We start from the raw sequence: 14,615 nt of genomic DNA, 5'->3' as shown, positions 1-14,615 counted from the left end.
ACCGTCAACTGTCAACTGTCAACTGTCAACTATCAACTGTTTTTATTTGCCTTGAGAGGGAGCAATTTTTTGCTGCAACCATGCCATCAGGCGATCGAGCATCAAACCAACAGCCCCAATGTAGAACACCGCCAAGAGAATTTCACTGATGTAGTTTTGCTGGTAAGCATTCCAAATAAAGAAGCCAATACCTGTAATCCCGGACATCACGATTTCCGCTGCAATAATCGCCAGCCAAGCCAAACCGATCGCAATTCTCAATCCGGTGAAGATATAAGGAAGCGCCGACGGAAACAAGATATTGATGTAATATTCCTTCTGAGTAAGTTGCAGCACTTTCGCCACGTTGTTGTAATCGTCAGGAATTTGACGAACACCTTCAGCCGTGTTGATTAAAATCGGCCAAACAGAGGTAATGAAAATCACGAACAAAGCAGCCGGTTCGTTTTGTTGAAGTGCAGCCAGGGCGATCGGTACCCAAGCCAAAGGTGCTACCATCCGCAAAAACTGGAAAATCGGGTCTAAAGCCTTGTTCAGGAAGGGATTCGTACCTACCACAACTCCCATGCTAATGCCCACAGCGGCCGCGAGAGTGTAGCCTTTTGCTACCCGTTCCAAACTAGCCATAGTCTGCCAAAATAAGCCGACTCCGTAGGTTTTGGAGTTCATGAAAGGATACATCAACAAAATCCGCGTCCGTTCGTCAGTCCAAACGCTAGTTGGGGGTGGCAACTTGATGATTCCTGTACCCGACAGGAATTGCCAAATTAGCAGGAACCCTAAAAGTCCTAAAATTGGCGGCAATATATTTGACGAATTCTTTTTCCAAAACTCGCCAAGAACTCCTTGGACATCGACTCCGCCTCTCCGATTTGTGCTGACAGCCATCTTGCTAATCTCCTGTGTTTCTGCTGTTTTTTTTCGAGACTTAAGTTATGCGAAGCTTTTACCAACTAACAATGGTCTCGCATCCCCACGGAAGCGGATTGTTTTTAGAACGAGGTTTAAATCGCACGCTTCTAAAAACTGTGTTGTCAACTGTCAACTGTCAACTGTCAACTGTCAACTGTTTAACCCATCACGCTTTTTTAATTGCCAGACTCTTGATGTAATCTTCGGGCTTGTCCGGGTTGAATTCTTTGCCGTCGAAGAACTTCTCAACACCACGAGTCGATTTTGCCGGAATGTCAGCTTCAGCAACTCCGGCTAATTTAGCCGCAGCTTTCCACAAATCTCCTCGGTTGACTTTATCGATGATTGTCTTAGAATCTGCCAAGGTTTTTGTTGGCAAGAAACCCCAGCGGACGCTTTCGGTTAAGAACCACAAATCGTGGCTCTTGTAGGGATAGGAAACGTTGCCGACTCCATCATTCCAGTACAGCGTACTCATTTTGAAGTCGTTGATTTCGGGCTTGCCGTCGCCCATGATATACTTGCCTTCATAAGGAGGAAGCAACACTCCAGGAGCTACGTCAAAGAAGTTTTTGCCAGAAACAATCGACACCAATTCCGCACGATTTTCTGGTTTGTCGCACCACTGCTGCGCTTCAATTATTCCTGCTAACAGCGCTTCGGTAGCTTTGGGGTGTTTGTCTACCCAGTCGCCGCGAATTGCGAGGTATTCTTCTGGATGTCCTTTCCACATTTCGGCAGTTAAAGCGGACAAGAAGCCAATTTTTTCTTTGACAATCCGTAGGGGCCAGGGGTCACCTGTACTGAAACCGTCCATGCTGCCGGTTTTCATGTTGGCCACGGTTTGGGCCGCCGGTACTGTTAGCAACTCGACATCTACGTCGGGATTGATGCCGTTAGCTGCTAGCCAGTAGCGAATCCATAAATCTTGGTTGGCTTTGGGAAAAGTGTAGGCTGCTTTGAAGGGCGTACCTGCTTTCTTGAGTCCGAGGATGTAGTCTTGGGCGGATTTTTCTAGTTTGAGTCCGAGGCCTTTACCTTCGTGTTTGGCAGCGATCGCAATTCCATTTCCCTGAGTGTTTAGCTGTAACAGCACGTACATCGGGATGCCGGCTTTATTCTTGGTGATCAGGCCTTTGCTAATCAAGTATGGCATCGGCATTTGCCACTGCCCGCCATCTATACCACCGCCTGCTGAGCCGATTTCTACGTTGTCTCGGGCCGAACCCCAGTTGGCTTGTTTGGCGACTTTGACATCTACCATGCCGTATTTGGCAAAGAAGCCTTTTTCTTGGGCAATAATTAAAGGCGCTGATTCGACGATCGGGATATATCCCAATGTAATCTTCGTGCTTTCGATGCCTTCTACTCTTTTCTCGTTGGCCACAGCAACTGCTGATGTGGCAGCAGGGGCTCCTCCAGCCCCACCAGCACCACCATCAGCAGTTCCACCGGGTTCGGGGGGATTTCCCAAACAGCCTTTGAGCAGTATGGAACTGACGGCAGATGCACCTGCTGTAACTATAAATTTGCGCCGAGAAAAATTTTCTGAAAATTTGGTCATAGCCTAGCCTCGCTCCAATACATAATCTTCTGTAACGACATCACTGAAGTTTATCAAAGCACTTTATTGCTGTTCGCTAAATTAGGCTTAGAGAACTGTTTTAAGCGCAGGTTGGCAGTAAGGATGAAAAAACTTATGGTAACAATAAGTTTTTATGATATCCCTGCTGATTTGACTCTTTTGATTAACTCAATATTGCGATCGGCCAAGTTGTGTTAACTCGCCAAAAGCGAGTTCTACATTTAATTGGCTTGTTTATTCAGTTTACCGTACTCTTGCTGTGATTATAAAACAAATATTAAATTTAAATTATAAGTAAATGTTTTAGGCAGTTGTTCTCAATAAGTAGCCGTTTTTTTTGCAGGTCGGGTTTTAATTCGCGCAATATTTGCATAAAATTCCTTTGCTTATAAGAGTTTTAGCGTAATACCCTCTGAGGGGGTTCCCACCTCATTGTCAATAAGCCGGAAATTAGGCTGCCACCACTCATTAATATTACTTAATAATTCTCTAATTTTTGGCAAAACCAGAAAAAAGTATTCTGCGATACAGAATTATGGTACAATAATGTTAGGCAGAAAATTTATCATCAAAAACAGTCGATCGCCCTTAGGGATTGAAATGGCGATCGGGAATTCAAATCGTGCGATCGTAAAAACCTGTACAAAGCCACCCAACAGCAGTATTGGTCGAGTCTGGTTTGTCGCCACCAAGAACCCAGGCAGGCCCTCTTGGCGCAGCCCCTTGAATCTACATTACTGACAGCGTTGCAGATACATCCTCGCAACCATATCCCCAGGATTAGCTTGCAAACATTTATCAAACAGTTGAAAGGCAGTCTCTTTATCCGAGGAATGATAGAAAACGATCGCCTGTTCAAAAGTGCTTTTCATGGCTAACTTCCCCTCTCGCAATTCGGGTAAATCTGCATCGAAAACCTCATACACAGCTACCTGTTCGGACTTCCCCTTGACTCGAACGCGATCGATCAAACGAATGTGATATTTTCCCGGATTTTTCAATACCATAAATGTGCGATTGCTAATCAACAAAGGCACACCGTACTGTTTGGTTAATCCCTCCAAACGAGATGCTAAATTCACCGCATCCCCGATCGCAGTACCATCCATCCGAGATGCACCACCCACCGTTCCTAGAATTAATGTCCCAGTATTAATACCAATCCCAATTTTAATTGGCGGACGTTCCGGTATCGTGCGCGTGGTATTATAGTCAGCTAGTCTTTGTAGCATCGAAATTCCACCCCTAACTGCCCCATCTGCATCTCCACTAAATAAAGCCATAATTGCATCACCAATATATTTATCAATAAACCCATGATTTTCAATAATTGCTGGTTCCATCCGAGAGAGATAACCATTAATAAACTTAAAATTATCATCCGGCGTCATCATTTCTGATAGACTTGTAAAATCTCGAATATCAGAAAACAACACCGAAATTTCTTGCTGAATATGTTCGCCTAATTGAATATCAAGAAAACTCGTTTTTTCCAATAACTGAAGGAACTGACGGGGAACAAACCGTAAAAAAGATTCATTGAGTGCTTGCAAATAACTTTCTTTTTCTTGAAGTTCCGCAATTAGTTTAGCTTGCTGGCGAGTCAGCGCTTCTAACTCTTGATTCATTTCTAGAAGTTTAGCATTTTTTTCTGCCAGTTTCTTATCTTGAATGTAACTGTGAACTGCTTCTGCTACCGTTAGTCTTAAATCTTCATTATGCCAAGGTTTACCGATGTATCGATAGAGTTTAGCGTATTTGACCGCATTAGTAACCGCTTCAATAGTAGCTTGACCCGTCAGCATTACTTTCAGCGTTTTTGGGGAAAGTTCGTGAACGCGGCGCAAAAGTTCGTCTCCCTTCATATCCGGCATAATGTAATCGGAAATAATTAAGGGAATTTCATCTCCATCTTCAAGTAATTCTCCAAGCAATTCTAACGCATCCTCTCCCCCTTCAGCGATCTCGACTCGATACTCTTCTCCAAATGATTTTCTCAATTCCGCTTTCAAACTCGTCAAAATGGTAATTTCATCATCTACACAAACAATGACAGGTTTTTTTGCAACTTTTGTCATAGTTTTTATAATCCATACTTGACGATATCGATCGACTGATTGGGCGACCAGGGTTTAAAGAAACATTTATCTACCTTAGCTGCTGCATAAGCCCGCTCGATAGCTTTTTTATCTGCTTGTCCTGTCAATAAAATTTTGACAATTTTAGTAATTTTCTCATTAACTGAAATTAGAAATTTGTCGCCTTTCATTCCGGGCATTAGCCAATTAGAGACAACCAATAAAATGCTAATATGATGTTTATTTAATTCATCAATATTTAGCGCTTCTTCAGCATCTTGGGCAAATTCATAAGCATAGGAACTGCCTAGTGCTTTTCTCAATTTGGCTTTCAAACTTTCCAAAATTACAGTTTTATCATCAACACACAAAATAACGGGTTTAGACATGGTAGTTAATCAGTTGACGGTTGACGGTTGACGGTTGACGGTTGACGGTTGACGGTTGATAGCACTTGACAAAGGAAGGAAGAGAATTGGAGGAATGAATAGTCTGATTTTAATTTCTCTCGATCGGGCTTGGGGCTTTAAACCAATTCTTTGCGGTAACTGTTGGCGGAGCAACCCGCGACGCAAATCAATTGCTGAACCATTGTTTAAATTGATGTTAATCGGTTTAAATATATGCTTGATTTGTTGAATTTTAAATTGTAGACTAATATAGTTCGGGGCTTTTTTGTGGTTAGAGGCGGGTTTGTTTAACCTGTTTGCGCGCTTTGGGATATTGATTAATCTGCCCCTACAGATTGTTGAAAATGATGCACGATTTCAACCAGCACGAATCGACTGGACATGATATTAGTTGCTAACTTTGTCAGACCTGATGGATCTGAATGTAGAGATACCTAATGGAGTAGAGACAAGAAAATGATTCCTGAAGCAGAAACTTCATTATCTTTACAACTGCTTTGCAGTATATCAGAATTTTTTTAATTTGGTTGATATTTATAATTTATTTTGAGTATTAATTCTTGATTCTGAGCTTGACTTTGGCTTCGGTGTATGTATATAACAATAATTGTTTTTTTATCGGAATAATTTACCGCAGAGGATGCAGAGGGAGTGAAGAGAGAGATGAATAATAGCGATGCTAACGGAATTGATATTACGCGATCGCACTTTTGATAATAAACCATCATTGGTTTGTAGTGAGGAATGCGAGTCAAGCGTCATGGATGCGGACTCGCATTCCTCACTACGAACCTTTAGCGAAGGCTGAATCCTATTAGTTTGGCGGATCGAAGCGGTTGACAGATAGCGCAACACCGATCATTGGTAGGGCGACGCCGAAGCAAATCAGCCACTGATCTAGGTTCATTGGAGCTGTCTCGAAGATGCGATTGATAAACGGAGAATTAGCAAAGATAATCTGCAAAATTACAGCTACGACAATGCCGACACCGAGGGCGGGAGCTCCGCTAACTTTTTCCTGAGAACCGCTAAATTTAGCCATCAAAGAAGGTAACAATTGGCTGAGACTCAGTAGGTAAAAAATTCTGCCCATTACTAAAGCTTGAATCGCCATTGTTCGGGCTAGTGGCAAAGTTCCCCAATCGGCTTGACGCACCCATTCAAACATTCCGAAAATTATTGTCCAATTGTACAGAGAAATAGCTAAGATGCGTTTGATCCGATTTTCAGTCAGGAAAGGTTCGTTGACTGGGCGCGGCTGCTGTTTCATCACTCCGGGAGACTTGGGCTCGAAAGCAAGGGGCACAGTCATGGTGATCGAGTTGAGCATATTCAGCCAGAGGATTTGTAGCGACAAAATCGGCAATTCTCGGCCGAGTAGAGTGCTGAGCAAAATTGTCATTGATTCTCCGCCGTTGACTGGGAGAATGAAGCTGATGGATTTAAGTAGGTTTTTGTAGACCGATCGCCCTTCTTCTACCGCAGATTCGATCGACGCAAAGTTATCATCGGTCAAAATCATGTCGGCGGCTTCCTTAGAAACCTCCGTACCGCTACCCATTGCGATGCCGATATCGGCTTGTTTGAGGGCGGGGGCGTCGTTAACGCCGTCTCCTGTCATCGCCACAATTTCGCCTTTTTGCTGCAAAGCTTCTACGAGGCGCAGTTTTTGTTCTGGGGCGACGCGCGCAAAAACTGAGCCGGCTTCTACGGCTTCGGCGAGGGCATTTTTGTCCATGGCGGCGAGTTGGGCGCCGGTGTAGGCTACAAGTTCTCTATTGTGTTTGGTTTTGCGGAATCCCATGCGGCGGGCGATCGCCCTGGCGGTAGCGATGTGATCGCCGGTAATCATTTTAACTTGGATGCCGGCGGTTTGGCAGGCTTGGACGGCGGCGATCGCAGAGGCCCGCGGCGGGTCGATCATGCCTTGGAGTCCGAGGAAAACTAGCCCTGATTCTACGTCTGAGTGAGCAACGGATCCCTGTTCGTGGGGAACGATTTTTTTAGCAAAAGCTAGGACGCGCAAGCCTTGATCGGCCATTGCATCGACTTGGTGGTGGATTTGCTGGCGATCGACTTCTGTCGAATTTCCTTCAGTGTCGAGACTCTCAGCGCAGCGGGTGAGAATTGATTCGACGGAACCTTTGACATACAAAATTTTGTCGCTTGTCGGAGTTCGATGCAGTGTCGCCATGTATTGAAACTGAGATTCAAAGGGAATTGAATCGAGGCGCGGCATGGATTTTTCCAAGACTTGCTGGCTGAGTTCTGCTTTTTTACCTGCTGCAATTAAAGCTCCTTCTGTCGGATCGCCGACGACAATCCAATCATTATCTTTGAATTCTAAATGAGAGTCGTTGCAGATCATTCCGGCTTGCAAACATTCTTGCAAAGCTGGAGATTGATTGACACTAATTGGTAGTTGGTTGAGTTCAATGTCGCCTTCTGGACTGTAACCTGTACCTGTAACGGAGTAGGATTTGCCACCAGAATAGATTTCTTGCACTGTCATCTGATTTTCTGTCAAAGTTCCGGTTTTGTCAGAACAAATGACTGTGGCGCCGCCGAGGGTTTCTACTGCGGGGAGTTTGCGGACGATCGCGTGTTTGGCGGCCATCCGGGAAACACCGACGGCGAGGGTGACGGTAATGACGGCGGGGAGGCCTTCGGGGATGGCGCCGACGATGAGGGCGACTGCTGGTTCGACTGCTTCTTTAAAGGCTGAAACTCCGGCTGGGACTGGTCGCCCTAAACGCACTGCAAAGGTCAAGGTTGCCATTGCGAGGACAAATAGCAGCCAGTTTTGACTGAATTGATTAAATTTGCGGGTGAGGGGCGTGGTGAGGTCGATGTGGCGATCGAGCAATTGGGAGATTTTGCCGGTTTCGGTTTTATTGGCGATCGCAATTACGATACCGCTACCTTGGCCGAAGGTAACAAAACTGCCAGCATAGGCCATGTTATCGCGTTCTGCGAGCGGCGTTTCTTCTGGCAAAACCAAGTTTCCCGCCTGTCCGAGTTGTTTTTCAACAGCAACGGATTCGCCTGTAAGTCCAGATTCATCTATTTGCAAGTCGCGGACTTTCACTAAGCGCAAATCGGCGGGTACTTTGTCACCGGAAGTCAGGGTTACTAAGTCGCCCACAACAAGTTCTTTTGAGGGAACTCTTAATTTCTTGCCACCTCGAATGACTGTGGCTTCTGTGGTAACAGCTTTAGCTAGGGCATCGATTTTTTTCTCAGCCCCAGCTTCTTGGATGAAACTGATAATAGCGTTGGTAGTTGTTACGCCCCAAATTACGCTGGCATTCAGCCATTCTCCAATCAGTGCTTTGATTAAACCGGCACTCAGTAAGATTATCAGGAGGGGTTGGTTAAATTGCAGTATAAATTTTAACCAGGCTGGTTTCCCTGCTTTAACTGTTAGTTCGTTTGGCCCGAATTTTTGTTGGCGACTGGCTGCTTCTGCTGGATCGATACCGTTTTCCAGATTGGTTTCTAATTGAGTTGCAACTTTGGATCTTTCTAAGTAGTGCCAATATTGCTCTGCTACGTCTACATCGTTGGCGGCTTTTGCTGGCATAATTTTTCCTGGATTTTTGTTGTTTGGCGAGCTTTCTTTTATCGATATTGAATCAGCGCGCTCAATACAACTCCTCGCTCGTTGGAGCGTGAATATATTGAGCGACAAGAGGGTTGATTAATTGTTTGAAGGCGTTTTGACTTCAATCTATCTTACAGCAGATGTGTCTGTCTTTGCCAATTGGTTTGGGAAATTCTTTTCGGTGCTAAATCTTTTTTGGGAGTTTTCCGAACAGGTAAAAAAAGCTACTCAACTTCTTGACAGATGGCAAGTTTTAGGTTGTATAGATTCCTGAACTATTTAGCATAAACAGTTTGATTTCCGTACTCTGTAACTGTCAACTATCCACTGGTATATGTCTTCCTTGTCTTGTTTATTTGGCAGTTTTCTGCTGTGAGATTTTCCGACTGTCGCCCTGCGCCCACGGGCGATCGCGAGTGCGCGCGTGTTACAACCTAGGCTAAGGAACAAAATTGTGATCTCATGGAAATAGTGGTAACGCTGCTGCTGGGTTCGGCGCTGTTTGTCTGGGGAATGCGCGCAGGAAAGGCGTTAGTGCGATCGGGAGTGACGGCTAACGATCTGTTTAAGGGCCGAAACTCGATCGCCCTGCTGTTTTTGGGTTTTTACTTTGGCTTGCTGCTGCTGGCGTTAAATCTGCCTCAAATGCCTGTTTTGCCGATCGAGTGGCGATTCCATGGGATGCGAGTAACTTGGACTCTGCTGCGGGTGATGCTGATGGGAGTCTGCGGTATTGGGTTTACTGTAAGTTGGTTGACGGCGCGATCGCAAGTAATCGCAGTAATTTTAATTGGCTTGTTGGGATTGGGAGGATTTACCGGTGCTGAATCGTATTTTATGGCACCAATTTATGCTGATTTAATCGATAATTTGCAGCCAAACGGTGTATTTCGGCAAACATCTAGCAGCAGTTGTGCACCGGCGGCGCTAGCAACCGTGTTGAGGCGTTGGGGAATCGAGGCGACGGAATCGAGTGTAGCGCGTTTGGCCGGCACGAGTCGCTTGGGAACTTCGATGCCGCAGTTAATTGTAGCAGCAAGAGCTTTGGGTTTGAACGCAATAGAATTGAGGCCGACTTGGGAGCAAATGCAGCAAATTAATCGCCCTGGCGTGCTGGCGGTTTGGCTGTTTGACGGCCCTCGGAAGTTACCGCACGCCGTGGCTTTGCTGGGAATGAATGACAGTGTAGCAGCGATTGGAGATCCGGCGCGGGGCAGGATTTTCTATTTAGACAGGGCGACTTTTGCTTATGTTTGGCGCGAGGAGTACGTGCCGATTTTTCGTGCTACGGATATGTTGTTAAGTGACAAACAGGCTGTTGATTATTTGACTAAGTTAGGATATAATTCTGGGAATTTAAGAGCAGACATCGAGCGATTTCAAACAGACAAAAAAATGAAAGTCAGCGGCAAATTAGATAGAATGACTGAGTTAATGTTGAGCGGCCCTTTCTTGGAAGGAGTGCCGAGATTGGATGGAAAATAGTTATAAAAAATACCGCGCTCAAGTTTGTAGTGAGGACTTCAGTCCTCTTAAGTTTCTGAGGACTGAAATCCTCACTACAAACCCGGGCTTTTAGCGATATTTCCTAATATTATAAAGAGCGCTGAAGCGCAACTACGTACCTAATTTGTCTAACTACAATAAAACCACCCTGTTTTTTAAGGGGGGGGGTTAGGGGAATCGGTTTTCAGTTAAGCGTATTATATCATAGCATTCATCAAATATCTCACAAACAAATACCAGACCAACTATCAATTGACTGAGTAGATTTAACCACATTCATCCCCGCCTGCGCGAATCTTAAAAAAGCCGCATCTGCTTGTTCAGTAAAATCAACAACACCAGGAACAACCACCGGCGAAGTACAATCTTCCAACAAATAAACCTTCCTAGCCAACATAGAATCCCGCGCCACAATTTCAGTCAACAAATCATCAATCGTCCAAGCAACACAATGACTCTTCGCTTGTCCCGCAATAATTACCGCATCAAACTCTAACAACTTATCAATAAACCCAGCATTTTTATGAGCAATCGGATTTCCGTCGGCCCCATCTAAGACTTCCGGCTGCAAAACCGAATAGTTTTCAGTTAAGGGATTCCCACCTTTAATCTCAAAAAGTGCTTGACTGTGGCGCGCCATACTGTGAAAAAATATCGCTTCTTCCACCGCAGAAACCAGGGCGTGTCCAATCCCACCCAGCATCGAGTGATACGGCCAAATTGTCAAGGGAAATTTGCCATTGTCGCTGAGTTTCTGTACGTAGTGAAGGCAGTGTTTTTGTAGTTCCGCATAATTCCCACCCGCGATGCTATCGGCGACGGCTGGGTTGACTTTCCAAATTCCTTGCTGCACATCTTCCAGAGTAATTAATGTGGCGGCGGGAATGGGGTTTTCGCCTGCATCATCGATCCAAAATATGGGATGAAAAATTTGCATGGCGGTGTGCGTATCCATTGTCGGCGCAATCGTGGTAATTGCGTTTAAGTTGCGGTAGATGAATTCGCATAGGCGCAGGTTGTCATCAACAGCACCGCTACCGGAACGCCCGCCGACAAATAGTTCAAATTCCGGTACGCAAAATGTATTTTGGGCATCAATTATTAGCAAACAAATTCGCTTTTCGTCGCTAGCTGCTGGCTGAATACTATGTTTTAAAGCCCAATTATTAGCTTCATTCGCTCTTTCTTGATAGGGAACTCGCCAGATTTGACTGATTTTATGGGCATCGAAATATTCTGGAATTGGGAGTTGTGTTTTTGTGGTCATGGTTGATATGTTCAACAGTTGACAGTTGACAGTTGACAGTTGACAGTTTGAGAGCTACCTCTACCTAGAAGGAAGAGGATTGGAGTAATGAATATTCTGATTTTAATTTCTCCCTCAAGGGGAGAGGCTTTCAACCAATTCTTTCTGGTAAGTTAACAACTGCTATATAATGCTGGTATCTATTTATTTATCGGTCAATTATGGAGCCAGAAGCAAGTCAGATTTCTAGCAGCTATACTTTTAAAAGCAGATTGTTGTTTTTGTCGATCGCCCTTGCAGTCCCTCTGTTAATTGTAGCAACTAGATCCGCCTACGTTCAAGGACTGTTAAGAGCTGTTTTAATCCAAATCGAGCATTTAGGCGTCTGGGGCCCGATCGCCTTTATCGCTACCTACAACTTCGCTACGATACTATTTATACCTGGTTCCGTGCTGACCTTGGGAGGCGGCGTGCTGTTTGGGCTGTGGTGGGGCTCGATATACGTGTTAATCGCCGCCACTTTAGGGGCGACCTTTGCTTTTCTGATCGGGCGATACCTGTCGCGCGATCGCGTGGTAAAATATATGGAAGCTCACCCAAAGTTTCAAGCCCTCGATCGCGCCGTTGCTAAAGAAGGATTAAAAATAGTCTTTTTAACTCGTCTTTGTCCTTTATTTCCGTTCAATTTATTGAATTACGCTTTGGGGATTACTCAGGTTTCTTTGAAAGATTATGTATTAGGTTCCTCCGGCATGATTCCGGGAACCGTGATGTACGTTTACTCAGGTTCTTTGGTAGGAAATATTGCTGCTATATGTACGGTAAATCAGCCTGCAAATCCTCAAGCCGAACTTGTAAAATGGTTGATTAATATCATCAGTTTTACGGCTGCTGTCGCCGTCACCGTCTATATAACTAGGATTGCTCGCAAAGCTTTAGATGAAACTATTTAATTAGGAAGATTTGCTCATGTCGCAGTCAAAAGTCGATCGCGTAACAGTCCCCCCGATGGACGAATACAACCAAAAATTAGTCTCCTACTTGCATCCGCCGGATTGGGTAAACCCGCAGCCCGCTAGTAGCTACAACTTAGTAGTAATTGGCGCGGGCCCAGCCGGATTAATTGTGGCTGCGGGCGCCGCAGGTTTGGGTGCAAAAGTTGCTTTGATTGAAAAACATTTAATGGGCGGCGACTGTTTGAATGTCGGTTGTGTCCCGTCAAAAGCTTTAATTCGATCGGCCCGCGCTGTCGCCGATATTGGGGAAGCAAGTAAATTTGGGGTTAGCGTTCCTAACGGTACAGAAATTGATTTTTCAGCCGTAATGGCAAGATTGCGGCGGATTAGGGCGGGAATTAGCGATGTTGATTCTGTGGAACGCTACCAGCACACTTTAGGAGTCGATGTTTTCCTAGGTTCCGGTCGCTTTACTAGCAATTCTACCATAGAAGTTGCAGGTCAAACTCTTAAATTCAAAAAAGCAGTAATTACCACAGGCGCAAGGGCGCTAGAACCGCAAATTCCCGGTTTGAAGGAAGCTGGATATTTGACAAATGAAACTGTATTTAACCTCACAGAAAAACCTCAGCGTTTGGCGGTAATTGGCGGTGGGCCGATCGGCTGCGAATTAGCCCAATCTTTTCGGCGCCTGGGTTGCAAAGTCGTGTTGCTGCACAAAAATGCTCAGATTTTGGACAAGGAAGATGTCGATGCTGCTACCATTGTGCAGGAAGCTTTTGTCAGGGAAGATATTCAATTAATTTTAGACTCAAAAATAGAGCGCGTTGAACAAACAAATGCAGGCAAAGTAGTTTATTATCAATCTCAAGGTAAGGAAGCGTCGGTAACGGTAGATGAGATTATTGTCAGCGTAGGGCGATCGCCAAACGTGGAAGGATTGAACCTAGAAACTGTCGGCGTGGAGTACGATACAGAAAAAGGCGTCTTTGTCAACGACAATTTGCAAACAACCAATCCCCGCATTTACGCCGCCGGTGACATTTGTATGAAGGATAAATTTACCCATGCTGCTGATTTTGCCGCCAGAATGGTCATCCAAAACACCCTGTTTTTCGGACGCAAAAAGCTCAGCACTTTGACGATACCTTGGTGTACTTATACTAGCCCAGAGGTGGCGCGCGTCGGAATGGGCGAAGTTGAAGCCAAAGCCCAAGGAATTGATGTCGATACATTTTTAATTCCTTTCAATACAGTCGATAGAGCAATTATAGATGGTGAAGATGAAGGTTTTGTGAAAATTCACGTCAAGAAAGGCAGCGATAAAATATTAGGTGCAACTATTGTGGCGCGACACGCGGGAGATATGATTAGCGAGATTACTTTAGCAATGGTAAACAATATTGGTTTAGGAAAGATTGCTAGTGTCATTCATCCGTATCCGACGCAAGCGGAAGCAATTCGGAAAGCAGGAGATGCTTACAATCGCACTCGTTTGACTCCATTTGTGAAAAATTTGTTCAATAAATGGCTGGCTTGGACGCGGTAAAAAATGCCATTATAATTTACGCACAAATTGTATCTAATCTTGTGGGATGGGCTTCTAGCCCGTCCGAAACATAAAAGTTAAAGGTGAAACAAATTATGTATGTTGATGTTTCTTGTGGGATGGGCTTCTAGCCCGTCCCGAATATGCAATTTAAATGTGAAATAGCCTATTTTTCAGTTTCTGTTTCCGTTTCTATTTCAAAGGTAACACCTTCATACAAAAGCTCGATCGCCAATTCAAATTCAATGCTTGACAAAGTTACAATCTCTCCAGCACTATAAGAATAGTAAAGCCACATTTTACCCTCACCCCGACAGTAACGTTCAACGGAGATTTTTTCAGAATCAATCAAGATATACTCTTGTAAAGTCGGAATTTTCAGGTAAGCCGTGAATTTTTCATCCCGATCCTTACCACTTGTACCGGGCGAGAGAACTTCCACAATTAGTTTCGGATGTTGAATAAACTTGCGCGCATTCATATCTTCAGGATCGCAACTAACTATCACATCCGGGTAATAGTAACGGCTGCGAGGACTGACTTGCAATTTAACATCTGACACGTTCGCGCGACAACCTCTAGAACGCAGATGAGGGCGCACAGCCGTGTAAAAATTAAGTGCAAGATCGTTATGGGGAATTGTACCGCCAGTCATCGCAAAGACTTCGCCGTTGACATATTCGTAGCGAATGTCTTGTTGCGCTTCCCATTCGAGATATTCCTCGAAGGTCATCCTTGGGGGTTGTTGGGGAATAGCTATCATATTGAC

The 14,615-nt window shown here is 44.7% G+C and carries 10 protein-coding genes; 3 read left to right on the top strand and 7 right to left on the bottom strand.

Features of this window, described 5'->3' with window-relative positions; all coding sequences use genetic code 11:
• Positions 1 to 42 precede the first annotated feature (42 nt).
• The 5 genes from ntrB to JGK22_RS10840 form a co-directional block, all read right to left on the bottom strand.
• Complete coding sequence (ntrB, locus tag JGK22_RS10860; RefSeq protein ID WP_293176951.1) at positions 43 to 888, bottom strand: nitrate ABC transporter permease; 846 nt, start codon at positions 886 to 888, stop codon at positions 43 to 45.
• A gap of 190 nt (positions 889 to 1,078) precedes the next feature.
• Positions 1,079 to 2,476, bottom strand: coding sequence for a CmpA/NrtA family ABC transporter substrate-binding protein (locus JGK22_RS10855; protein WP_293176953.1), 1,398 nt, complete (start codon positions 2,474 to 2,476; stop codon positions 1,079 to 1,081).
• Between the two features lie 755 nt (positions 2,477 to 3,231).
• A complete protein-coding gene (locus JGK22_RS10850; protein ID WP_293176955.1) occupies positions 3,232 to 4,575 on the bottom strand; it encodes an adenylate/guanylate cyclase domain-containing protein in 1,344 nt (447 codons plus the stop codon).
• A 5-nt stretch (positions 4,576 to 4,580) separates the two neighbouring features.
• Complete coding sequence (locus JGK22_RS10845) at positions 4,581 to 4,964, bottom strand: response regulator (protein WP_293176957.1); 384 nt, start codon at positions 4,962 to 4,964, stop codon at positions 4,581 to 4,583.
• Between the two features lie 835 nt (positions 4,965 to 5,799).
• Complete coding sequence (locus tag JGK22_RS10840) at positions 5,800 to 8,568, bottom strand: HAD-IC family P-type ATPase (RefSeq protein WP_293192333.1); 2,769 nt, start codon at positions 8,566 to 8,568, stop codon at positions 5,800 to 5,802.
• Between the two features lie 483 nt (positions 8,569 to 9,051).
• On the opposite strand from JGK22_RS10840, the gene JGK22_RS10835 reads away from it, so the two are divergent.
• Complete coding sequence (locus JGK22_RS10835) at positions 9,052 to 10,074, top strand: cysteine peptidase family C39 domain-containing protein (protein ID WP_293312859.1); 1,023 nt, start codon at positions 9,052 to 9,054, stop codon at positions 10,072 to 10,074.
• Positions 10,075 to 10,318: 244 nt separating this feature from the next.
• Here JGK22_RS10835 and JGK22_RS10830 read toward each other — a convergent pair whose 3' ends face one another.
• Positions 10,319 to 11,362: an isochorismatase gene (locus JGK22_RS10830; RefSeq protein ID WP_293176963.1), complete on the bottom strand. Its 1,044-nt coding sequence runs from the start codon at positions 11,360 to 11,362 to the stop codon at positions 10,319 to 10,321.
• A 200-nt stretch (positions 11,363 to 11,562) separates the two neighbouring features.
• Here JGK22_RS10830 and JGK22_RS10825 point away from each other — a divergent pair, with 200 nt between their 5' ends.
• Together JGK22_RS10825 and JGK22_RS10820 are read left to right on the top strand one after the other, a co-directional pair.
• Complete coding sequence (locus tag JGK22_RS10825; RefSeq protein ID WP_293191436.1) at positions 11,563 to 12,294, top strand: TVP38/TMEM64 family protein; 732 nt, start codon at positions 11,563 to 11,565, stop codon at positions 12,292 to 12,294.
• Positions 12,295 to 12,310: 16 nt separating this feature from the next.
• Positions 12,311 to 13,846 carry a mercuric reductase gene (locus JGK22_RS10820; RefSeq protein WP_293312857.1) on the top strand — a complete coding sequence of 512 codons (1,536 nt, stop codon included), beginning with the start codon at positions 12,311 to 12,313 and terminating at the stop codon, positions 13,844 to 13,846.
• A 166-nt stretch (positions 13,847 to 14,012) separates the two neighbouring features.
• Here JGK22_RS10820 and JGK22_RS10815 read toward each other — a convergent pair whose 3' ends face one another.
• Positions 14,013 to 14,609: a Uma2 family endonuclease gene (locus JGK22_RS10815; protein WP_293197192.1), complete on the bottom strand. Its 597-nt coding sequence runs from the start codon at positions 14,607 to 14,609 to the stop codon at positions 14,013 to 14,015.
• Positions 14,610 to 14,615 lie beyond the last annotated feature (6 nt).

Origin of the sequence: Microcoleus sp. PH2017_08_TRC_O_A, from assembly GCF_020738665.1 — a bacterium.
In the GTDB taxonomy this organism is placed as follows: Bacteria; Cyanobacteriota; Cyanobacteriia; order Cyanobacteriales; family Microcoleaceae; genus Microcoleus.
This window is presented reverse-complemented; position numbering and strand designations above follow the sequence as displayed.

Bases quoted from the DNA above. Each gene is read 5' to 3' on its own strand.
- JGK22_RS10815 (WP_293197192.1), bottom strand. From the start codon at position 14,609: ATGATAGCTATTCCCCAACAACCCCCAAGGATGACCTTCGAGGAATAT.
- JGK22_RS10820 (WP_293312857.1), top strand. From the start codon at position 12,311: ATGTCGCAGTCAAAAGTCGATCGCGTAACAGTCCCCCCGATGGACGAA.
- JGK22_RS10850 (WP_293176955.1), bottom strand. From the start codon at position 4,575: ATGACAAAAGTTGCAAAAAAACCTGTCATTGTTTGTGTAGATGATGAA.
- JGK22_RS10825 (WP_293191436.1), top strand. From the start codon at position 11,563: ATGGAGCCAGAAGCAAGTCAGATTTCTAGCAGCTATACTTTTAAAAGC.
- JGK22_RS10830 (WP_293176963.1), bottom strand. From the start codon at position 11,362: ATGACCACAAAAACACAACTCCCAATTCCAGAATATTTCGATGCCCAT.
- ntrB (WP_293176951.1), bottom strand. From the start codon at position 888: ATGGCTGTCAGCACAAATCGGAGAGGCGGAGTCGATGTCCAAGGAGTT.
- JGK22_RS10835 (WP_293312859.1), top strand. From the start codon at position 9,052: ATGGAAATAGTGGTAACGCTGCTGCTGGGTTCGGCGCTGTTTGTCTGG.
- JGK22_RS10855 (WP_293176953.1), bottom strand. From the start codon at position 2,476: ATGACCAAATTTTCAGAAAATTTTTCTCGGCGCAAATTTATAGTTACA.
- JGK22_RS10845 (WP_293176957.1), bottom strand. From the start codon at position 4,964: ATGTCTAAACCCGTTATTTTGTGTGTTGATGATAAAACTGTAATTTTG.
- JGK22_RS10840 (WP_293192333.1), bottom strand. From the start codon at position 8,568: ATGCCAGCAAAAGCCGCCAACGATGTAGACGTAGCAGAGCAATATTGG.